Source organism: Vibrio inusitatus (assembly GCA_024346935.1).
Classification (GTDB): domain Bacteria; phylum Pseudomonadota; class Gammaproteobacteria; order Enterobacterales; family Vibrionaceae; genus Vibrio; species Vibrio inusitatus.
On record AP024879.1, the window covers coordinates 1,507,383 to 1,529,731 of the forward strand.

22 protein-coding genes are annotated in these 22,349 nt (G+C 42.7%); 10 read left to right on the top strand and 12 right to left on the bottom strand.

The genetic code is table 11. The features are described 5' to 3' along the window. Positions 1–8 precede the first annotated feature (8 nt). Positions 9–1,286 carry a 4-aminobutyrate--2-oxoglutarate transaminase gene (gabT, locus tag OCU48_RS19515; RefSeq protein ID WP_141346228.1) on the top strand — a complete coding sequence of 426 codons (1,278 nt, stop codon included), beginning with the start codon at positions 9–11 and terminating at the stop codon, positions 1,284–1,286. 57 nt (positions 1,287–1,343) lie between these two features. On the opposite strand, the gene OCU48_RS19520 is transcribed toward gabT, so the two are convergent. Further along, a complete protein-coding gene (locus tag OCU48_RS19520; RefSeq protein ID WP_141346229.1) occupies positions 1,344–1,592 on the bottom strand; it encodes a hypothetical protein in 249 nt (82 codons plus the stop codon). A gap of 370 nt (positions 1,593–1,962) precedes the next feature. Between OCU48_RS19520 and OCU48_RS19525 the strand changes: the two genes are divergently transcribed. Continuing rightward, positions 1,963–2,319, top strand: a complete 357-nt coding sequence (locus OCU48_RS19525) for a hypothetical protein (protein WP_141346230.1) — start codon at positions 1,963–1,965, stop codon at positions 2,317–2,319. A 189-nt stretch (positions 2,320–2,508) separates the two neighbouring features. Here the strand turns inward: OCU48_RS19525 and OCU48_RS19530 are convergent, their stop codons facing one another. The 3 genes from OCU48_RS19530 to OCU48_RS19540 all read right to left on the bottom strand — a co-directional run bounded on the left by OCU48_RS19530 (position 2,509) and on the right by OCU48_RS19540 (position 4,347). Beyond that, positions 2,509–2,889: a VOC family protein gene (locus tag OCU48_RS19530; RefSeq protein ID WP_141346231.1), complete on the bottom strand. Its 381-nt coding sequence runs from the start codon at positions 2,887–2,889 to the stop codon at positions 2,509–2,511. A 63-nt stretch (positions 2,890–2,952) separates the two neighbouring features. After that, positions 2,953–3,357 carry a GlcG/HbpS family heme-binding protein gene (locus OCU48_RS19535; RefSeq protein ID WP_141346232.1) on the bottom strand — a complete coding sequence of 135 codons (405 nt, stop codon included), beginning with the start codon at positions 3,355–3,357 and terminating at the stop codon, positions 2,953–2,955. A gap of 12 nt (positions 3,358–3,369) precedes the next feature. Next, positions 3,370–4,347: an aldo/keto reductase gene (locus OCU48_RS19540; RefSeq protein WP_141346233.1), complete on the bottom strand. Its 978-nt coding sequence runs from the start codon at positions 4,345–4,347 to the stop codon at positions 3,370–3,372. A 121-nt stretch (positions 4,348–4,468) separates the two neighbouring features. Between OCU48_RS19540 and OCU48_RS19545 the strand changes: the two genes are divergently transcribed. From OCU48_RS19545 to OCU48_RS19560, 4 genes are all read left to right on the top strand, one after another. After that, on the top strand, positions 4,469–5,347 hold the full coding sequence (locus tag OCU48_RS19545; protein ID WP_141346234.1) for a LysR family transcriptional regulator: 879 nt from the start codon (positions 4,469–4,471) through the stop codon (positions 5,345–5,347). A 287-nt stretch (positions 5,348–5,634) separates the two neighbouring features. Beyond that, positions 5,635–6,111 (top strand): hypothetical protein, encoded by a 477-nt coding sequence (locus OCU48_RS19550; protein WP_141346235.1) that lies wholly within the window; start codon positions 5,635–5,637, stop codon positions 6,109–6,111. A gap of 218 nt (positions 6,112–6,329) precedes the next feature. Further along, positions 6,330–7,568: a cytosine permease gene (gene codB / locus OCU48_RS19555; RefSeq protein WP_141346236.1), complete on the top strand. Its 1,239-nt coding sequence runs from the start codon at positions 6,330–6,332 to the stop codon at positions 7,566–7,568. 9 nt (positions 7,569–7,577) lie between these two features. Continuing rightward, positions 7,578–8,855, top strand: a complete 1,278-nt coding sequence (locus OCU48_RS19560; RefSeq protein WP_141346237.1) for a cytosine deaminase — start codon at positions 7,578–7,580, stop codon at positions 8,853–8,855. Positions 8,856–8,920: 65 nt separating this feature from the next. Here OCU48_RS19560 and OCU48_RS19565 read toward each other — a convergent pair whose 3' ends face one another. The 3 genes from OCU48_RS19565 to OCU48_RS19575 all read right to left on the bottom strand — a co-directional run bounded on the left by OCU48_RS19565 (position 8,921) and on the right by OCU48_RS19575 (position 13,506). Continuing rightward, positions 8,921–10,669, bottom strand: a complete 1,749-nt coding sequence (locus OCU48_RS19565) for a DUF1501 domain-containing protein (protein WP_141346238.1) — start codon at positions 10,667–10,669, stop codon at positions 8,921–8,923. Between the two features lie 3 nt (positions 10,670–10,672). Continuing rightward, positions 10,673–12,163: a DUF1800 family protein gene (locus OCU48_RS19570; RefSeq protein ID WP_167496202.1), complete on the bottom strand. Its 1,491-nt coding sequence runs from the start codon at positions 12,161–12,163 to the stop codon at positions 10,673–10,675. A 683-nt stretch (positions 12,164–12,846) separates the two neighbouring features. Continuing rightward, positions 12,847–13,506 carry an outer membrane beta-barrel protein gene (locus OCU48_RS19575; protein WP_141346240.1) on the bottom strand — a complete coding sequence of 220 codons (660 nt, stop codon included), beginning with the start codon at positions 13,504–13,506 and terminating at the stop codon, positions 12,847–12,849. Between the two features lie 273 nt (positions 13,507–13,779). Between OCU48_RS19575 and OCU48_RS19580 the strand changes: the two genes are divergently transcribed. The 4 genes from OCU48_RS19580 (at position 13,780) to OCU48_RS19595 (ending at position 16,418) form a co-directional block, all read left to right on the top strand. After that, positions 13,780–14,526: a DUF4344 domain-containing metallopeptidase gene (locus OCU48_RS19580; RefSeq protein ID WP_141346241.1), complete on the top strand. Its 747-nt coding sequence runs from the start codon at positions 13,780–13,782 to the stop codon at positions 14,524–14,526. Positions 14,527–14,544: 18 nt separating this feature from the next. Continuing rightward, on the top strand, positions 14,545–15,153 hold the full coding sequence (locus OCU48_RS19585) for a hypothetical protein (protein WP_244312327.1): 609 nt from the start codon (positions 14,545–14,547) through the stop codon (positions 15,151–15,153). Between the two features lie 12 nt (positions 15,154–15,165). Continuing rightward, positions 15,166–15,645, top strand: a complete 480-nt coding sequence (locus OCU48_RS19590; protein ID WP_141346242.1) for a hypothetical protein — start codon at positions 15,166–15,168, stop codon at positions 15,643–15,645. Positions 15,646–15,842: 197 nt separating this feature from the next. Further along, entirely contained in the window at positions 15,843–16,418 is a 576-nt protein-coding gene (locus OCU48_RS19595) for a heme-binding beta-barrel domain-containing protein (protein ID WP_208727174.1), read from the top strand. Positions 16,419–16,472: 54 nt separating this feature from the next. On the opposite strand, the gene OCU48_RS19600 is transcribed toward OCU48_RS19595, so the two are convergent. From OCU48_RS19600 to OCU48_RS19620, 5 genes are all read right to left on the bottom strand, one after another. After that, positions 16,473–17,657 (bottom strand): MFS transporter, encoded by a 1,185-nt coding sequence (locus OCU48_RS19600; RefSeq protein ID WP_141346244.1) that lies wholly within the window; start codon positions 17,655–17,657, stop codon positions 16,473–16,475. A 116-nt stretch (positions 17,658–17,773) separates the two neighbouring features. Then, complete coding sequence (locus tag OCU48_RS19605; protein WP_141346245.1) at positions 17,774–19,930, bottom strand: c-type cytochrome; 2,157 nt, start codon at positions 19,928–19,930, stop codon at positions 17,774–17,776. Beyond that, a complete protein-coding gene (locus OCU48_RS19610) occupies positions 19,927–20,541 on the bottom strand; it encodes a cbb3-type cytochrome c oxidase subunit II (RefSeq protein ID WP_208727176.1) in 615 nt (204 codons plus the stop codon). The genes OCU48_RS19605 and OCU48_RS19610 overlap by 4 nt, the downstream gene beginning before the upstream one ends. Continuing rightward, entirely contained in the window at positions 20,538–21,950 is a 1,413-nt protein-coding gene (gene ccoN / locus OCU48_RS19615) for a cytochrome-c oxidase, cbb3-type subunit I (RefSeq protein WP_141346247.1), read from the bottom strand. Before ccoN ends, OCU48_RS19610 begins: the two co-directional genes overlap by 4 nt. 11 nt (positions 21,951–21,961) lie before the next feature. Then, positions 21,962–22,285, bottom strand: coding sequence for a c-type cytochrome (locus tag OCU48_RS19620; protein WP_141346248.1), 324 nt, complete (start codon positions 22,283–22,285; stop codon positions 21,962–21,964). Positions 22,286–22,349 lie beyond the last annotated feature (64 nt).

A 22,349-nucleotide genomic window follows, 5' to 3' on the forward strand; every position in this document is an offset into this window, starting at 1 on the left:
ACAGAACAATGACCAATCAACAGCTACACCAAAGAAGAAGCCAAGTCATCGCCCAAGGTATGGGCGCTGTATACCCACTCTATGTAGAACGTGCTGAAAATGCACATGTGTGGGATGTAGAAGGGAATAGATATATCGATTTTGCCGCAGGTATAGCAGTAACGAATACAGGGCATTCTCACCCTCGAATTACTGAAGCGGTAAAGAATCAGCTAGATAATTTCTCCCATACATGTGCGATGGTGACTCCTTATGCGCCCTTTATTGAGCTTGCTGAAAAATTGACTCAATTAGTTCCTGGCGATTCAGAGAAAAAAGCGATCTTCTTAACTACAGGTGCAGAGGCTGTTGAGAACGCGGTGAAGATTGCTCGTGCAAAAACTGGTCGCAGTGGTGTTATTGCATTCAAGGGTGGTTTTCACGGCAGAACGAATCTGACTATGGGGCTGACGGGTAAGATCGCGCCATACAAAGCAGGCTTTGGTCCATTTCCTGGTGAGATATTCCATGCACCTTACCCAAATGCGTTCCACGGCATTACAGTTGAGCAAAGTATGCAGGCATTGGAAGATTTGTTTAGCTGTGATATCGAGCCTTCTCGTGTCGCTGCGATTATTTTCGAACCCGTGCAGGGAGAAGGGGGCTTTTACAAAGCACCTGCTGAGTTTGCACAGGCACTGCGTCAGCTATGTGACAAACACGGTATTGCACTGATTGCCGATGAAATTCAAACGGGTTTTGCTCGCACAGGTAAAATGTTCGCGACTGAACACTTGGGCATTGAACCGGATATGATGACTTTAGCAAAGGGTATTGCTGGTGGTTTCCCTATTTCTGCGGTAGTGGGTAAATCTGAGATTATGGATGCAGCGCAACCAGGCGGTTTAGGGGGCACTTATGCAGGTTCACCACTAGCGTGTGTGGCAGGTTTAGAAGTGCTAAAGATCATTGAAGAAGAAGATTTGTGTAATAAGGCAAATGGCATTGGTGAGATAGTTAATGCTCATATGACCAAGCTTCAGCAACAAGTGCCTTCTATCGGAGAGGTTCGTACTGCTGGCGCGATGATGGCGATAGAGTTTACCGACCCTAATAGCGGCGCTCCGCTTCCGGACGTGACTAAAGCGGTGATCGGCAAGGCACAAGAAAATGGTGTTATCTTGTTATCTTGCGGTGTGAAGGCGAACGTTGTGCGCTTGCTACCGCCATTGACCATAGAGTCAGAGGTGTTGGTTGAAGGTCTAGACAAATTAGAGAATATTATTCTAGAAGTGACTCAATCTTAATTATCTCTCGTTTACATACTGTTTGATTAAAGCCCAGTTTTTACTGGGCTTTCTTATTTATGCTAGTGAGACTCTCGATATTGACGAAATCATTGCCTCTCTGCGTACCTCTAAGATTTCTTCTATCATGGTGCCTTTGGCCTTCATGCCAAAGTGGTTCGCATAGTTATGGATCTTACTTACCTCATCCGGTTTCAGCTGATATACCTCTCGCTTAAGTCGAGCATTGGCTTCGCTTTTTATCAAACCTTGCTGCTGAAGCAGTTGAATGATTTGGGTATCTAATGGATGTTTTTTCTTAATCATAGGGTTATTTAATCAAGTTATTAAAAGGTGAAACTTATCGTTCTTATTGTGAGTCAGGCATGTTAGGAGGCATTGATTGCAGATACGTGATACTAGTGTTGCGTTTTTATTTGCATCGCTCTATCTGCGGTTTGTGCTCACAAAAAACTAGAGCCTAGCTTTGCCCTGCTTATAAAAAGCACTGAAGATTAATGGCAAATACCGGATCAAGATAATGACTTAGATTCATATCAGATATAACTCCAACTTGAAGGGTTTAACCCTGCAAAATGCATTCGTTGATGGTATGGGTGCGAAGTATGCTGAATGAAATTGGAGCGTTTTTACTGTAAGGCGCTCAGCAGCTATACACTGATATTAGGTATTTTCTATGAGATTTAAGGCAGTTTTAACTTCATTATTGCTTACGCTTCTGTTCACTGGATGCGCTAAAACCACCGTAGTAACAAGTGATCAAGCATCAAAAGTGCAAGTCTTTTATACCGCACCGAGCCAGCAGCAATATGAGGAGCTGGGGTTAGTTTCAACGCAGACTGGGCAAACGATATTTCATGACAGAAGCAATGAAGGCATGTTGATTAAGCTACAAGAAAAGGCCTACAAAATGGGGGCTGATGCCATCATTGTGCGATCGGTTGATGAGAGTACATGGGGCTTTGTTGGCGACAACAGTACGGGCTTTGAAAAGGGTAAAGCGACAGCGGTTGCGATAAAGTTTTACCAATAGGCGAAGGAAAGCCCTAGAACAGCGGTTGTTCCTGAGCGCTTCTATCGGGAATCTGTTCCTACACAATACAATAAGTTAGGTCCCCGATTAAAAATCTCGGGGACGACGTATTTGGTGCACCATTTTGTTTCACTGCTTATTCAGTGGTCATCTATACGCCAAAACATAACTATTTTGAGTGGTTTAAAACTAGTGCATCGAATGCAAGCCGAACATATTGCCTTCGGTATCTGTGGCTAATGTCATAAACCCGTACTCTCCAATAGCCATTTTGGGCTGTTGGATGCTACCACCAGAGCTGATTACTCTTGCTTCTTCTGTTGCACAATCTTCACAAGAGAAATATACCAAGGTTCCCCCTGCACCGGCTGAGACACCATTCATTTTGGCTAAGGCACCTGTAACGCCGTATTGTTCCATATTAGACGGAAAGCTCCACATTTCGATTTCATTGGCGCTGGGGTTGTCCATTTTTTCTAACTGGACGTGAAACACGCTTTGGTAAAAAGCGATAGCTCGAGGCATATCATCAACATAGATCTCGAACCAAGCAACAGGATTTTTAGCCATGACTCCAACTCCTATAAATGTGTTTGCGTTAAAGCTTATGCACAAGTTGGGAGAATGTCAGTTTTAATCTGGCGATAGGGATAATTGCCCGAGTACTTGCTTTGCAAGCGCTTCATCGTCACTTTCAGACAGTCCGCTAATACCAATGCCTCCTATAATTGCTCCGTCTTTTTCGATAGGCAAGCCGCCCATGAAGCCAGTGATCTTAGGATCAGTCCAGTAACTCAGTTGTTTTCCTGTTTCTCTAGCCCATGCACCTAGATTGCCACTTGGCTGTCTATCTCGTGCAGAGGTATAGGCCTTATTTTGTGCAAGTAAGCCTGCTTGTACGCTAACGCCATCCATACGTGAAAATGTTAAAAGCTCACCATGGGTGTCGCAGATACTGACCGCAATAGCGACCTTTCTTTGTATGGCGATTTGCTCGGCTTCGTTAAGCAGTTCATGTGCTATTTTGTGATTTAACATGTGTAGCTCCTGTTATGGGATCTCGTTACCTAAGCTTTTTTCGAGCAGGGTGAACCACTGGCCATGAGTTAGCTTCACTTGATTGACCTGTGCACATGCTTTGATCCTATCCAAGTTTGTCGTGCCGATTACGGGCTGAATATTAGCTGGATGGCGGGTTAGAAAGGCAAGAACAATGGCCTCACTGCGAACAGAATACTCTTCGGCAAGTTGCGCAACATAGTGAGCGGTATTGCGCACAACAGGACAGTCATCATTAAGGTTTAGGCTGTTGAATTTCCCTTGAGCGATCGATCCCCATGATTGCAACTGAATACCATTGGCTTGGCAGTATTCTATGGTTCCAGAATCGAAATCAGCACGTTGACCTTGATGATTCTGAGCCATGATGCCTCCTTGTACAAAATCCAATTTGGCTAGGCTCATTTCCAGTTGATTGATTATAAGAGGCTGATCCAGTGCAGATTGAAGGTAGTGCATTTGATGCTGGTTCATGTTGGAAACACCAAAGTATTTTACTTTGCCAGATTGATGGAGCTGAGCAAAAGCTTGGGCTACTTCATCAGTTTCCATTAATGGATCAGGACGATGAAGCAGTAAAGTATCGAGATACTCAGTATTAAGACGACGGAGGATATTCTCTACCGATTCTAAGATCCATTGTGATGAGAAGTCATAGCGTTTAGCTGCATCTTGGCCTGCGAATCGAATGCCACACTTTGATTGAAGATAGAGAGAGTCACGTAGGGTTGAGTCTTGCTTTAAAGCTTCGCCAAAGGCTTGTTCTGCTTTACCAAAGGTATAGATGTCAGCGTGGTCAAATAAGTTAATGCCATTTTCAAGGGCAGCATCAATGATGCTGCGTGTTTGAGCAATATCGCTTGAGTTTACTGGTGTGTTGTTCCATCCACCCCCTAAACCCATACAACCATAAGATAGTTGGCCGACGTTAGGTAGATAGGTAGCAAGTGGCAGGGCATTATTATTCATTGTTCGTTCTTTTTTAGTTGTTGTCTAATGGATACATTCTATTGTTCGTACTGACAATGATAAGAGCCTATCTACGAATTCATTATTCGCTATAATGAACAATATAATAGGTGGAGATTGAATGAACGAACATAAGCGAATAGAGCGTTTGATGCTCTTTGTTGAACTAGGAAGACAACTAAACTTTTCACGAGCAGCAGAAGTACTCGGTATTTCAAGAAGCTATCTATCCGAGCAGATAAAGAAGCTAGAGAGTGAGCTTCAGGCTCCGTTAGTGGTAAGGACGACACGAAGTGTAAGGCTGACCCCTGAGGGAGAGCGTGCTTATCAACAAGGGTTGAGCATCCGTAGTGCTGTGCTTGATTTGGAGAGAAACCTCAATAGCGAACATCATGAAATTTCAGGATTGCTGCGCCTTACTGCCCCCAAGATGTTTACGGAATCCATCTTGATGAGGCTTTGCCGAGAATTCAAACAGCAGTATCCCGACATAACATTTGAAATTAATTCTAGTTATCAGTCGTTTAATCTCAATCAAACGGATATTGATTTAGCATTTCGCGCCACTCAATCACCTCCGGAGGACATGGTGGCCTATCGATTGTTTGATTATCAGCATTGGCTGGTGGCGTCGCCCCATTATTTACAAAGCTTTGGCACTGTTAACAAAGTTGAAGACCTTGATAAGCACCAATGTTTAACGACCTTACATCAACGCACTTGGCCTTTAAAAACGACAGATATAAAAGTGAGTGGTTGGATGGCAAGTAATGATAATCGCATGCTTCGTGAGTTTGCACTGAATGATGAAGGAATTGTGCGTATCGCCAGTTACTTTGTTGAAAATGATGTACAAAGTGGGGTACTCAATCAGGTACTGGCAGAAGAAACCTCAGATGCATCCAATTCTTTATATATGGTCTATCCACAACTGATCTATCCATCGGCTAAATTGAAGGCATTCGTAGAGTTTGTAAAACTGAGAGTTAGGACTCTTTAGTCGCCTTGTGGTAGTAGAAGAGGCACTGTTCCTATATTGCACCTGACAATCAAAGGTGCCATCTTTTTGCTCGTAAGCGCGGCTAAAAAAGATATGTCTTTCAAATTGCTGCTTTTGATTTGTGTGAGACTGTGCTCCTTGACGGAATGTACACCAAACCGTATGGCGATCAAAATACGTAACTAGTGTAAATGTTGTGTAAATTCTAGGTGTTATTAATGCGTGTAGAGTACGAATATATGGTAACCTCATCAACATGATATTTAATAGGATTGGACGAGATTATTGTGGCGAGAATTACTCAGAAACAAAAAGAAGAAAACCTAGCTAAATATAACGCGTTGATTGTGAAGATCTTCCTTTCGGAAGGTTGGGAAAGTGTCACCTACGATCGGTTAGCGAAAGAGACAGGTCTCAGAAAGAGTACTTTGCAGGGTTACTACCCATCAAATCGTGAGTTTGCGATGGCATTACAGGGTAAGATTCTTCCTATCATTATGTCTTGTCTTGATCTCTCATCACGAGAGGCGTTTATCCAGTCTTGGGAGCAAGGATTATCTGAAACACAGTTTTCCATGGTAATCAGAATGTTTGTAGCAAATGCGGCTAAAACAGAATCAAACCCTTCTACTCAAGGTGGCGTTTTGAAGCTCATTGAGATTATCGCAGAACATCTTCCTGGTGAGGATGCACATGAAATTATTGACTTGGTTATGGGTAAATCAGTAATGAGGTTATTGTTTGGTGCACAAAGAACGGCCTAGGTTCTCTTCTAGAGTTGTCCCTATACAGAAAATAAATATAAGTTTTCGATTTATGTAACTTGCTGTTTCTTAATGTTTTTAGCGAGTATAACTTTGAAGCAAACGTTTAGCTGAGTAAAAACACATTGACTATGTGATTTATATAAACATAATACCGCCCGTTTGCGTGAAATTTGCGCATACATAATTTTTTTGAATGTGTAGTACGGAGAGTAATTATGGCGGGTGACAATAACTATAGTCTTGGTCCGGTTCCAACCGAGGCAAGAAAGGGCATGGCATCATTAACCATGGTGATGCTAGGGCTGACTTTCTTCTCGGCAAGTATGTGGACTGGCGGTTCACTAGGAACCGGGCTTAATTTTAATGACTTCTTCCTCGCTGTTCTAATCGGCAACCTTATTCTCGGTATCTACACTTCTTTTCTTGGTTACATCGGTGCTTCCACCGGACTTTCTACCCACTTATTAGCACGTTTCTCTTTTGGTACTAAAGGTTCTTGGCTTCCTTCTGCCTTGCTGGGAGGCACTCAAGTAGGTTGGTTTGGTGTTGGTGTTGCAATGTTTGCTATCCCAGTGCAAAAAGCGACAGGCATCGATACCAATGTTCTAATCGTCATCTCTGGTCTATTGATGACCGGTACTGTTTACTTCGGTATCAAAGCACTTATGGTGCTCTCTGCCATTGCTGTTCCTTCGATTGCTGTATTAGGTGGTTATTCTGTATTAACTGCAGTGGATAGCGTTGGCGGTCTTGATCAACTGCAACTTATCCAACCTGAAACACCTATCGATTTCTCTATTGCTCTGGCTATGGTTGTAGGTTCATTCATTAGTGCTGGTACTTTAACTGCTGATTTTGTCCGTTTTGGCAAGAAAGCATCGGGTGCGGTTGTTATTACTATGGTTGCATTCTTTATCGGTAACTCTCTAATGTTTATCTTTGGCGCGGCTGGCGCTGCGGCAACAGGTCAAGCAGATATCTCTGATGTGATGATGGCACAAGGGTTATTGCTTCCTGCGATTATTGTTCTGGGTTTGAATATCTGGACTACAAATGAAAATGCTCTGTATGCATCAGGTCTTGGTTTCTCAAACATTACAGGTCGTTCAAGTACCATGTTATCAATCATCAATGGTCTGGTCGGCACCATCTTCGCTCTGTGGCTATACAACAACTTCGTTGGTTGGCTAACATTCTTGTCATTGGCTATCCCGCCAATCGGTGGCGTTATCATTGCTGATTTCATGACAAACAAAAAACGTTATAAAGACTTCGCTAAAGCAGAGTTTGTTGCGGTAAACTGGGCAGCAATTATTGCTATGGCAGTAGGTGTCGCATCAGGTAAATTTATCCCAGGTATTGTGCCATTGAATGCGGTATTGGGCGGAGCGATTTGTTACTTGATTCTGAACCCGCTGTTTAATAAAAAATCCCTGACGGAACAAACGGCTTAAAGGTAATTTATGAGCTCATTATTGATCAATAATGCACGACTTCCAGGAAAAGTAGGTCTACAACAAATCTTAATTGAAGATGGCACGTTTGCACGTATTGTAAATGCTACCTCAATTGTTGATTTTAAGGGTAAGACACTGGATGCAGAAGGCGGTATTGCGGTTGCTCCATTCTGTGAGCCCCATATCCACCTAGATGCGACTCAAACTGCAGGTGAGCCAAGTTGGAATATCTCTGGTACTTTATTTGAAGGTATCGAACGTTGGGCAGAGCGAAAGCAAACCCTGACTATGGAAGATGTTAAATCTCGTGCTAAGCAAACTTTAAAGTGGCAAATTGCCAACGGCATTCAACACGTCCGTACACACGTTGACGTTTCAGACCCCACACTACTCGCTCTACGCGCCTTAGTAGAAGTGCGTGAAGAGATGAAAGAGTGGGTAGATATTCAGATAGTTGCTTTTCCTCAGGAAGGAATTCTTTCTTACCCCAACGGTAAAGAATTACTTGAAGAAGCAGTGCAACTTGGCGCGGATGTCATTGGAGCCATTCCGCACTTTGAGTTTACGCGTGAGTATGGTGTTGAGTCACTGCATTATATCTTTGAGTTAGCTCGTAAGTACGATTGTTTGATTGATGTGCATTGTGATGAGATTGATGATGAGCAGTCTCGTTTTGTGGAGACTCTGGCGGCACTTGCTCATAAATATGAAATGGGCGACAAAGTCACGGCAAGCCATACCACGGCAATGGGTTCGTACAACGGTGCGTATGCATCGCGTTTGTTCCGTTTATTGAAGATGTCAGGCATTAGCTTTGTTGCTAATCCGCTAGTGAACACTCACTTGCAAGGTCGTTTTGATGACTACCCTAAGCGTCGTGGCGTAACTCGCGTGAAAGAGATGCTAGAGGCTAATATCAATGTCTGTTTTGGTCATGATGATGTATTTGATCCTTGGTATCCCTTAGGTACGGCAAACATGCTTCAGGTATTGCATATGGGTCTGCACGTCACACAGGTAATGGGATACGATCAGATTAATCAGTCTCTAGACTTGATCAGCACTAACTCTGCTAAAGCGTTGAACATTCAAGATCACTATGGCATTGAAGAAGGAAAACCAGGTAGTTTACTTATTTTACCTGCAGAAAATGGCTTTGATGCGGTTCGTCGTCAAGTACCGGTTCGCTATTCAGTTCGTCATGGGCAAGTTATTGCATCGACTGTACCTGCGCAAACGAGCATTAATCTAGATATACAAGAAGAAGTAACCTTTAAGCGCTAGTTACTATGATTGCGAATGAAAAAGCGGAGTTAATCGAAAGATAACCCCGCTTTTTCATTGTTAAATTAGCTTCCCCAAACTTCTATTTGTTTGAAGTTGTTCCATCCCTGCATAGAGATGTCTTGGTCATTGTTGCCAAGGCAAACAAATCGAATAAATCTACCTTTGATTGAACCTAGTGGATATTTAACTAAGTCATTACTATTGCCATCGGTCGTTATGCTTAAAACGTGGTCAAAGTTTATGCCATCTCTACTGACCTCTATATCGATCAGATAACTACGCTCATCACCTTTGGCTTGTGCAAATCGTACCTCATCGAGCGAAAATATAGACTGAAGTTCGACTGTATATTGGCAATCATTAAATGCAGACCATTTAGTGTTCATATTACCGTCGATTGCATGTTCGACTTTATCGATACCATTTGGATTTTCTGCTGTGGCAATGGCGTTGGTAATGGTCAGATTTTGACTATCACCAGAATCACAACTGCGGAAAATCGGAAGAGATTTTTGATCGCCTAGTGATGGAAATAGGTAGTTTAAATCACTTTCTCTTACTCCTAACCACTGCAATAAAGTGGCATGGAATAGATCAACACTCATGGTCGGAACGATACGACCGCGAGTCATCATATCGTGACTATTATGTTTTAGATCAGGCCAATCACCTACGATTCTATTTCCAAGCAAGTCGCCTCCCAATACCCAATGGCAGTTGCCCCAACCATGGTCGGTACCAGTCCCATTAGGTTCAAGGGTACGACCAAACTCAGACATGGTAAATGTTGTTACTGCTTCTGATAAACCGTGTTCTTCTAACCTTTCATAGAAGATGGATAGCTGTGAGCTTAAGTCACGCAATAAGGCTCCCTGGACGTTTTTTTGATTACTGTGAGTATCAAATCCACCTAGAGTAACAGAGAAAAACTGAGTGGGTTTCTTGAAAGAGTCTCTTGCCAGTAACAATAAGAAAACGACGCGAAGTTGTTTCCCAACATCGGAATCTAGATTAAAGCCATAAGTTTCTTCATTATTGAAGATCTTGGAGAATTCTTCGTATTTTAAATTAGCGTCATAGCAGAGTTCAGCGTAGTACTCTTTGAATACAGAATCCTTGGTTTCACTATGTTGCCTAAAGGCATCGTAGAGGTTCTGACTCATACTAGGAAAACTCATATTTGGTGGCAGTGAGGTACCTATTCGGTTCGCTGACTTGGGCAAACTGTTAGTCCAGGTAGTGTGTGAACCTGTTTCAAACAGAGGTGTGAGCTCCTCCATGTTGAATGAATCAGACAACAGGTGGGCAGAAAGCGCCCCCCATCCCTCGTTGCTTATATAATGGGTGGTTTTAGTTTGAGTAATTTGACTCTGATGATTGTGTGAGAATAGGTGAATTGGTCTCAAATCATCTATCTCGTCGCCGCTAGAGCGAGGTTGCATTAAAGGCCCAACGTTGACTATGGGAAGTGCTTTACCTTGGTCAAACATCCACTTCAGATCTGACAATTCAGGAGAGAGTCCGAGGTTCAATCCATTGTCATCCAGGCTCAGATCGAGTACATCACTCTGGTTCCAAGCTAGGTTAGTTCGTAGCTCGCTGTACTTCTGATATTCATTGTTATTTTTTGGAATGAAGCAATTAAATCCATCGTTTCCACCATTGAGATTAATACCCACAAGAGCCTTGTATGGCGAATTAGGATCGCAGCGTAGCTGCAATGCGTTTGCCATAGGCGAAGCAAGATTTAGCGCAGTGACACCAGCGGTAGACATTGCACCTTTTAAAAAAGTTCTTCTAGTTACTTGCATCGTTTACCCCTGGGTCATAAATTCTGGTGACATAATGATCTGAATAAGTAGCACTCTTAATGCATCGAGATTGTTTCGATTAGCTGTGTCCATGTAGTCTCGTATGATGTTTTTCATACTTTCGCTCATGTTCCGGGCAAACAAGTGGAGATCGATCTCGTTGATTAGGTTTTCGATACTATTTTGATTGTCGATGTTGGAAAAGTGCGACTCTATGGCGGGGCGATTCATATAAGCCTTCGCATTCTGGTCACTTTGGAGGCGTACAGCCAGATCTGTGACTTGAGAGTAGTAATGGTAAATATCATCCCAGTTGTAGATTTTAAATTCTGGTGCGTTGAGCCCGACAAATCGTTCATCGCTAGGGGATTCATCTGGTTGGTAGTAATAAAAGACGCTTGGTGCATCGCAAATTACACGTCGCGATTTCCAGGAATAGGCGTCCGGTAAGATGCCATTTAGATCTTTGAGAGTGAGATTTAGTCCGCGCATGGCATGAGACAAAGTAATTAGAGGGTCTCTTATCAAGCCTCTTTCTTTATCTTCATTTTCGTAATTCGCAGCGTCGTCGGTTAGGATTGCTTCTACAAGCTTGAGCATATCCAGTCCGCTATTTTTGAAGGTCTTAGCAACACGCTCGATATAGTCGGGAGAAGGATTGGAAGTTACCATTTTTTGAATAAAAAACTTAGCGATAAATGGAGTGATATTCTGATGGTCACAAAGGATATCTATTAATTGGTCTAGATCCTCTTCCGCAGATCCCCCAGGTTGAATATCGCGACCAAGAATGGCTTTAGCTTCAGGGTTATGCGCACCTTGTTTTTCACGCAATGGTTTTAGCCAATCATCATTATTAATGCCCCAACCAGTCATAATCTTAGCAGCCTGCTCTATGTCTTCCTGGCTGTATGAGGATACTGGTCTTCCATTTCCGTCTTCAATGGTGCTGCCATCCATTTCAAGAAGCACTGGACCTATTGTAAATAGCTGCATTAATTCACGGGCATAGTTTTCGTCGGCAGCAACCCCTTCTTTGTAATCGTTTTCTAAGAAAGTTAAATATTCTCCCATTACTGGAGAGGTTGATACTATTTTTAGTAGCTCTCTAAAGTTACCAAAGCAGTTTTGGGCGAGGTTGTCGTAGTACTTGGAGATAGCAATGCGTCGTGGAGCACGGCTGAGTTCAGGATGTTGAACTGACACCACAAACAGTTGGGTTAGGATATAGGCAATGCGATTTCGTAAAACAGAACCAGTGCTAAGTAGTATGTCTGTATAGGCGATTCTTTGGTGAACGGCAGTCCAATCTGCTTTGGGGTGCCTTTCTGCCATATATTGCTGTCGTGCAACTAGTGAGTTGCCATTTAAACCTGATTGCAGGCTGATCCAGTTTTCGATACTTCCAGCTTGATTTAAGTTATCAAGGTCATGGCTCTTAAAGCCCATAGTGGCTTGAAGAAGGACCTGATGCGCTTTTCTTGGGGTAATCATTAGTAGAACGCTCCTCATCTAAATGGTTGAGGATTGTACTTAGAGAGTTGAAATGAATGATTTTTGTTGATGGAATTTATGACAGTGCTTGAAAAAAGCAACTTGTTGACGGAATTATTTCTTTTTTGTATTGCTATTGCGTAATGGTATTGATTATTTGTATGAAACTGATCACAGTTGTTTCCTAGTTGTCAGGGGTATGCGTTCAAGTCAGAGGAAGGTGTTAGTTATGTAAGTTAAGGGAAAGAGAAAGTTGTGGGCCGAAAAAATAGTTGTAAATTACACTGAAACACATGTAACTCACTGTAACTTTATGAGTGAGGCTATGGTGCTCAATTGAACCTATTGATATCGATTTTTAAAGTAAGAATTAGTAAAGTAGTCTCTTTCCTAAGAACCCATATATACCTCTATACTAACTAATAAATCTGCCATGCATCCCTCTGCGCAGATATGATGATTGCTTTAGATTTTTGGAAGAGTATTTAGCTAGATCAATCTGACTATCTATTGATAATTATAGGAATTATGGTGTAAGGAAAGAGTATGTAAAGGAAAGCAAGACAGTTTACTTATTTGGCGCTAAGCAATTCAGCCGCCCTCTAAAGGGGCGACTACTTGGATGATTGTTCAAGTAGTAACTTTCGCTACTAATTGCTGCAAAACTCTCTAATCACTGTTGGCTAAAATTTATAACTAATACCACCATAGAGCATGCTCATGTTCCATGTCGACTCTGTTTTGTGAATAGTCACATTTTCAATCTCTGTGATATCTCCTTCATAGGCAACTCGCAATGTTAGTCCCTGAAAAGCGGTTATTGGTGAGTAGTCTAAGCCAATTCCGTAATGCCCAGCAGGGCCAGAATCGCTGTCCAAGATGGCGACATCAGCTGATTGTTGAAGATCGAGCGCAGAGACACCGAGCTTTACAAATGGACGTAGTCCGTTATCAAAGGTGTACCCAAGATTGGCCGAGACAGAGAGTGATCTTGGCGAGAAAGCTTTGAAATCATGTGACATATTTTGGCCTACAAATGGAGCGGCTCCGCTGATATTGATGTCTGCGCTACCATAGTCGTTGTAGGACGTTTCGATACCTATGATTCGATTAAAAATATAGCCCCCATAGATTGAAAAAGCCGTTCCCTTCGCATCCAGAGACGTGTGAATGTTGCTTGAATACTCCTTGCCTAAATAAGAGATAAAACCACCATCATCGAAGTTAGGTTTACCGACACCACCCCCGACATACCAACCACTAGTACTGTTTGCTTCACTAGCAAATGAAGACCCAGAGACGACAATAGCCCCTATTAAGATCAGAGTTGTATTTAGTTTCATATTCCCCCCATGGTGTATAAAACTTTGTGGGAAATTTATCAAGACAGTATTTTAATGGAACAAGTGAAATCGAAGTTATCAATTTTAATATTATTGTAATACAAATATAAGATGTTTTTATTTGCAGAAAATGTTTGCTTTCTATGCATCAAATATCATTTACACTGCTTCGTTAACTCATTGTAATACTTATTTTAATTGAAATGCTGACAGAGTGTGGAGAGGGTCCTACGCTTTATTCATTAGTCGTAAATTCACTATTTTGAGAAATAAATGTTTAGAAATGGAATTCTATGTGTGTTGCTAGTGAGCCCACTTTGCTGGTCTCAAAGCTTGGTTGATCTTGAGTACCAGCAACGTAAATCCAAAGATGATCAACAGGCCTATCAACTTATTCTGGATAGTGGTGTAAATGAAAAATTTATTTCACTGGTTAATCAGCTATTTCCATTTGAGCAACCCATATCGCTAGTTTATGGCCCTGATTCGTCTGGACCTTATTACGATCCTGAGCAGCATTCCATCTATATACCTTATAGTTTTGTTTTGGAATCCCAGTACTATTTCTCTAAAAATAGACCCAAAAATGAGGTCAATCAGGGTGTAACAGATACTTTGATGCACACCCTATTACATGAGGTCGGGCACGCATTGGTGGCAGATAACCTTATACCGATATTGGGTAAGGAAGAAGATGCAGTAGATAATCTTGCCACGATTGTGATGATCAATTATCTCGAGAATGGTCAAGATGCCGCCTTGAATGCGGCAGACATGTTTGATTATGAATCAGAGTCGGGTGGAGAGTATTACGATTTTTCTGAGTATGCTGGTGTGCATAGTTTTAATTTACAACGTTATTTTGCAACTTTATGCTTGGTATATGGTAGTGATCCAAAAAGGAACAAAGGATTGCTTGATGAAATTGAAGAAGACTACCTAGCTGATCAACAAGACACCTGTGAAGAAACCTATCATCAGCTCTATGAAAACTGGCATAGATATCTCAATAATTCATAGAGTGAAAGGGCATTTATTTTGAAGTTATTACTCTTAGGCGCAATAAGCATACTGGCCATTCCGTTTATGGCAATGAGCGACGAATCCGATGTGCTATATGTTGAAGAATCAATGTTTGAATCAAATGCCCGCCCAAGTGGTGGTGAGGTTTGGCTTGATACTAGTAAAAGTGGCGAGCGAAATGAAACGCTTTATACCGCTCGGTTTCTATCGAAGATGACTTCAGTGTGTATTTCACAATTGGATTTTTCATCACCTCAAATACTCGACAGGATTAATCGGAAAACTAGCTTTTCTTTGGTGGATGATCAACTTAGAGGAAAGCGTCCTGCAGGACTACTTAGCATTACTTTTGATATTGAGGTCAAAGAGTTAAACTTGCTGACACATATTCCTGCGAGTTACTCAGTTGAACAACATTTATATAACTACAATATGTTCGTCGATGAGGCGCAGTTCAGCTTTGTGATGAAGCCGATATCTGAGGATGAAGTAGTAGTGGATGTAGAGGCCAGTAATAGAGTAGCGAGTACGATTCCTACTTGGGTTAACAACATGTTCCAGTCCAATGTTGAAGGCAAGATACTGCATTTTCAAAGCGCGTTAACAGAGCTTTGTTCAAAATAAGGAAGTAACGCTGTGGGCGCGGATTCTTACTGGTTGATTGCTCTTGCCATGATAGGACTTAGTGTTTGGAAAACCTATACAGGCCCAGCACTTGCCGGATTTCTTTCTTTGAGTTACCCGGAAATGTTTATGTTTAATGTTCTTCCGGCAATGGCCGCTGGTGTTTTTGGTTGGTATTTTGGTGCGGTATTGCATCTACCTTTACCATTTCAGAAGCAGGTTCATTTCCGTCCGAGGCTTCGCAAATTCCTCAGAGCATGGAATAACTATGGGCAAGTCAGTATGGCGCTGTTGGCCCCTATTTTGATAGGCATTCCGGTGTTTACTTTAGTCTCTAGAAAGCTAAAACAACGTATTACCACAACATTTTTGCTACTTTTTATGTCGATCTTATTTTGCAGTGGTATTAGCTATTTCGGTTTTTTACTATTCAATTGGCAAGAATATATCGCAATAGATGTTTTACTTCCTGATAGTGTTACTACACTTTGAAGCTGTAATTTAATTGATTGTTTTAATTAATAATTTGTTGCAAATTACAGTGATTATCATTTCGATAGTTGATATGGATTAATTAGATTTAAGATTTTCTTTCGTACTCTGATTAGAGTGTTTATTAATCAAAGAATGGAAGCAGTATGAAATTTAAGTCGATAGTCGCGCTCTCACTTTTGACATCATTTGGATCTATGGCCGATCATGACCACACCATTATTGATGGGTTAGATTTTGGTCCTTTAGCTCAACTAGTGGGAACTTGGAAGTCTGTTGAAAGTGGTGGTGTAGATATATCACCAGCTCAAACGGGCACTCCACAAGGTGAGGGGGCTCCTGCTATTACCCCTTTTTATGAAGTTATGACCTTTGAAGTTGCGGCAGATGCAGTGAATGCCAGTGATCAAACCTTGGTTGCTCTATATTACAAGCAAGAAGTCTTTCGAAAAGCGGATGATTCAAAGTTTCATGATCAACGTGGCTATTTTATCTACGATAAAGACAATCACATCGTATACAACTCATTCTGTGTACCTAGAACGACCTGTGTGACGGCAGAGGGTGCAGCAGGCAATGAGATGACGCTTAAAGTTTCTGACCGTGGCATCGCTGAATCAAACTATATGTTGAACAATGCCTCTACGACAGACTTTTCAATGAACATCAAGGTCGATGGGGATACATTAACGTACTCACAAACCACAGCTCTTGATATCTATAACAAATCATTTGCTCATACCGACTCATCGGTACTAGAGAGAGTGAAGTAGTCATTAGTTTTCTTTTATGCGCTAAAGGGTAACAGCACGTTGCCCTTGTTTTACTTAGTTGGAATACCGCTGCTTTATAGACGTCAAATTCAAAACCAAGTTCCCAACAAATAGAACGACAATAGAAGCAATTAATATCTGTGTCGGCTCGAAAGGGAGCATAGCGGTAATCGCTGGAGTAGCTCCCGCCACAAAGGCAGATATACAGCCTACCATTGAGCTTGCAGTTCCTGCTTGTTTCGACACCAGTGAAAAAGCATACACAAAGGTGTGGATATAGATAATTGAAGCAGTAAAGAAGCAGACAGCAGGGAACGCAATAAACATCCAACTCTGTGCGCCTAAGATGAGATAACACACTCCAAGCACTATCCCGCTGCCTATCCCAAACCCATAGATTCGCATCAACCAGTATTTATTCCACATCGCTTTGGTCAACAACCATCGATAGAATAATTGACCTCCTAGCCAAAACAGTCCCATGAGTAGGCTTACCTGACCATAGAAATCGGCGGATTTATTGAAGCCGTCCTGAAAAATATAAGTAGCAAAGACATTGAAGGATGAAATGATGGCATAAACCATCCCTGCAGCGATTGTTAGCTTAATGAATTGATCTTTGGTTAGTACATATGAGTAACTGTCGATAAGAGTATTAAGGTTAAAGCTAATACGTGTCTTGATAGTTTCTGTGAGCATAATAGTGACAAAGATGCTGATAACACCGCTCATTGCAGCAAGGAAATAGAACACCGACTGCCATCCAAGCCACGATTGTAGATGCCCACCAATAAAGGGGGCGACTATAGGACCTAAGGCCCAAACTAAACCTAATGTCGCAAAGTGTTTGCTAAGCTCTTCACCTTCGAACACGTCTGCAAATACTGCACGCCCAATCACGCCAAAAAATCCCGCGCAGAATCCTTGTATTACCCGAAGAATGATAATCTCATTGAGGCTCGAAGCGTGCGCACATAGAAACAATGAGACACTAAATAAAATGGCGCTAACGGAGCAAAGCCACTTTCTGCCAACAACATCAGAGATATAACCAGATAGCACTTGAGTAACGGCATAAGCCATCAGGTATGACGATACGATCAAGCTACCAGAGTGGGTACTTTCACCAAAGTGCTGAGTGATTGCAGGTAATGAAGGCACCATGATATCTACTGCAAACCCAAGGGTTAAGGTGAGGGCAAAGACGGAATAAAAGCACGTTTTTTGCTGAGCATTCATTAACTTGGGTACTCTTTAGGCTGACGCTTGAGTATAGAAGATATTGTTGAGGAAGAAGGTTTATATAAAAAAGGTCCCGACAAACTGCCGAGACCTTCTGTTAGTTGAGTAGGAACCTACTTGATATTAATGTTTCTATCGCGTTGGTCGTACATATCTGGGGTGGTGTGTACGCCACCGGCATAACCGGCTTTTTCAAGAGTTTCTCGTACGTCCTTTACATCTTCAGCAGTGACTATGATGTCTCTCGCTCCTAAGTGATAACGGACGAAGGTAATCAATTCAGCCAACTTTTGGTCTGATAAAACATCTTCAAAACTTGCCATAGGCATGAAGTTTTTGTCTTCGACTAAGTAGGTTGGCTCTAAGCCTCGTACGGTCACCGCTATAGTATTGAACGGGTCACGATGCATGATAATACCGTTATCCAGTAGTGCAGGCGCTATCGGATCTCGACCTTTGCCATCTTCACCGTGACAAGCGCCACAGGTTTGTTGGTATACAGGATAGATGTCTGAGTTGTATGCACTGTCATCAAACCCTTTGGGTTTTAATACCACGGCATCAGCACTAATGAAGTTATTGGTATCCCCTTTTATGAGGTAGTAAGACATAGACTCTACATCGTCTCTAGTCATGAGACTGAGGCTGTTTTTCACTACATCAGCCATACCAGCAAAAGCCGTACCTTTTGCGGAATGTCCTGTATGTAGAAAATCAGTCAATACTTCTACATCCCATCCATCGGTATATAGCTCGTTAGAGGTAATATCAGGGGCGTTCCATCCATCAATCAGATTACCCTGGAAAATGCGGTCAGCAATGATGGCTTGGGCAATGTTTCGTGGGGAGTGACATTCAGAGCAGTGCCCTAAACCGGCAACCCAGTACTTACCTTTTTGCCATTTTTCTACATCTTCTACGCTCTCTTTGATCTCAGCTGGAACCTCATAGGAGAGTGGATCCGTATCCATAAACACAATGTTCCAACTAAGTAGTCCTAATCGGATATTTGATGGGAAGATCATGCTGTTATCATCGTTACGTCTAGACACTGCAGTGATCGATTGTAGGTATTCCCACATATCGAGCATGTCCTGATCGGTGACATATTGATAAGAGGTATAAGGCATAGCAGGATAGAGGTAACCGTGTCGGCCTTTACCATCAACCAGAGCTGCCTTAAAGTTTTCAAAGTCATACTCTCCAATACCTTCGCTTGCGTGCGGCGTGATATTGGTGGAGTAGACGGTACCAAAAGGCGTCACAAATGGCAGTCCTCCGGCAAAGGGCTCACCACCCTCGGCACTATGACATGCCACACAGTCACCAGCGTGCGCTAGGTATTCACCGCGTTCTATGGCGTCGGTGTCTAAGCTTGCGATTTTCGCATCCCAATCTAGACGAGACTTAGTGAGCATAGCGCCAATAGCTAGGGTTTGGTTGTGTGACAACTGCCCCTCAAATGCAGGCATGACGTTATTTAGACCAAATCGTATGGTGTGTTGGATCTCTTCAATACTGCCGCCGTGAAGCCATGTGTCATCAGATAGAACAGGCACGCCAAGCTCTTGATTACTGATTGAACCGTCACCATGACAGGCAGAACAATATTGAGTGAAGAGTTGTTTACCTAGCTCTACTTTTACTGCTGGAACATTGGAATGTCGTTGATTTAAAGAGGCTAGGTAGTACGAGAGTTTCGCAATTTCGTCATCGTTAAGGACCTCGTTATAACCCGCCATTGCGCCATTTCGGCCTTTCTCAATAGAGTGAATGATAGCCTTATCACTCCCTCCATACATCCAATCGTTGTCGATAAGATTAGGAAAGTGCTTTTGGCCTTGGGCGTTATCTCTGTGACAAGCTGCGCAGTGGGTTTGAAACAACATTCGCCCAGAGGTAGTTATAGCCTCATTTTGAGCAAGACTCATTAATGAGGTGTCAGTGACCGTCGCAAATTGTTCGTCTAATGTGGTACTTGGGGCGCTTAACTTGTCGTCACTTTGCTCCCAGTCAACTAAACCTTCCCAGTTTCCGAGTCCCGGATACAGAACTAAGTATCCCACTGAGATAGAAAAGGCGACAAAATAGCAGATAAACAACAACTTCGGCGGTGGAGCGTCATTTTCATCAATGCCATCAAAAGTGGCTAGAGACTTATTTGCATCCGCTTCATGATTTTTGCGCCAATATTTGACGACAATGCCCACCATTAGTGCAAAGAAAATGACGGTGCAGGTAACGGCCCATAAATTCCAGAAATTACTCATTGAGTTACTCCTTCTGCCGTATCAACGCCAAGACTTTGCAGATAACGAATCAATACTTCGCCTTTGGTTTTTCCGCGTACCTGCAAGCGAGCATTGGCTATATCATCTTCACTATATGGCACGCCTAGCGTGCGAAGAGTAAGCATTTTGCCAGTAATATCATCGCCCGAAAGTTTTTGTTCAAACAGCCATGGGTAAGAGGGCATGATAGAGGTAGGTATAACATCTCTAGGATTAACCAGATGCAGTACATGCCACTGATCTGAGTATTTTCTTCCTAAGTTAGTTAGATCGGGACCTGTACGTTTTGATCCCCAAAGATTAGGGAATTCATAGATATCATCTGGCTCTTGGTTTGCTCTGCCGTTGCGTTTAACCTCAGGCTCTAAGGGGCGTACCATTTGTGTGTGACACACATGACAGCCCTCGCTGATATAAATATCTCTACCGGCCACTTCTACGGCTGTGAGTGGTTTTGCCATGCTATTTGCAGCGATCTCGGGACCTCGAACAATATTGGGTACAATAAGAACCAAAATAGAGAAGGAAGCAACAACGATGGTCGCAATGATGAGAATTACGACAGATTGAGTGAAGTCTTTACTCATTATGCTGCCTCCCTTTTAAGCACTAACTCGGGCATTTTGACTGTCTTGTAAAGGTTGTACACCATCAGTAGCAGGCCAAGTACAAACAGTGCCCCACCGAAGAATCTGAGGAACAACCATGGCGCTTTGAAATCCATAGCTTCGACGAAGCTGTAAACCAGTTCGCCATTTTCGCTTTGTGCGAGCCACATGTAACCCTCGCCGATTCCAGCAACCCATAGAGCAATGGCATAGATAGCAACGCCGGCATGAGCAAGCCAGAAATGCCATTTTATAAGGCGTGTAGAGTACAGTTTATCTTTGCCCCACAGTTTCGGAATGAAGTAGTAAAAAACAGCAATGCCGGACATTCCAACCCAACCTAGAGCTCCGGAGTGTACGTGGCCGATAATCCACTCTGTATTGTGAGCGAGCATGTTGAACCAGCGAATCGCCAGCAATGGACCTTCGAATGTCGCTAAGCAGTAGTAAAGAATGGCAGAAAAGAAAAACAGCATGATGTAGTCATTCTTTAACTTCTCTTTGTTTTGAAGCAGAGTCATTGCACTGTTGAATGCGCCACCCCAAGAAGGTAACCACAGGATCAGCGACATCACGATACCGATGTTTTGCACCCATATAGGTACAGAAGAGTAGATGAGGTGATGAGTCCCCGCCCATGTATAGAAGCCGACCAATCCCCAGAAGTGAATGATAGAAAGACGATACGAATAGATTGGTCGTTCAGCTACCTTAGGAATGAAATAGTAGTTCATACCTATAACACCAGCGGTTAGAAGGAAGCCTACCGCATTGTGACCCCACCACCACTGGACAATGGCATCTTGAGCTCCGGCAAATACAGAGTATGACTTCATCATTGACGCAGGAAGCGCTAAGTTATTGACGACGAATATTAGGGCAATAACGATAATAAACGCGGCAAAAAACCAGTTTGCCACGAAAATATGATTAACCTTACGCTTTGCTAAAGTACCAAAGAAAAGGATGGCGTAGAGCACCCACACCAGTACGATGAGTAAATCGATTGGCCATTCTAGTTCAGCGTATTCTTTTGATGTGGTGTACCCTAATGGGAGAGATAAAAGCGCAAGTAATAACACCAACTGCCATCCCCAAAATACCATCCAGGCGAGGCTTTTATTGAATAAGCCACATTGTCCGGTCCGCTGCGCAATGTATAAAGACGCTCCCATCAAGACGTTAACGACAAATCCGTAAATAACGCCGGAGGTGTGCAGTGGACGCAAGCGACCAAATTGGAAATATTCTGAGTCAAAGTTGAGAATGGGCCAATAGAGTTGGGCAGCGAGTATTACGCCGATGAACATACCAACTACTGACCAAATTACGGACGCCACAACGAAGTATTTGACGACCTTGGTGCTGTACACCGTGGTTTCGTTTTCCATCAGAGAGTCCTTTACGGCTGAGTGTCTTGACCAAGTTGCGAGAAGTAGTACGAGATATCTTCAATATCTTGATCGGTGAGGGCATCTGCTTGTTGCTGCATTAAGATCGCCAATCCACTGGTTCTTTCTCGTGCTTTGTAGTCTTTTAAAGAGGAAACAAGGTAGCCCATCTTTTGACCGCGAAGGTTGGGGTAGGGGTCAAGTGTGGAAATCCCATCTTCGCCATGACAGGTCATACAGACTTTGGCTTTGGCTTTGCCTACTTCGAACTGCGCATCTTCTTGCGCAAAGGCGGTTGTGCTTAATCCCAGTATTGCTAGTAACAGCAGTTTCATCGGTGTAAATCCTTTTCCGATTCTCTATTCGAACGAACGAGAGAGTTTGACAGGTGTAGCCCAA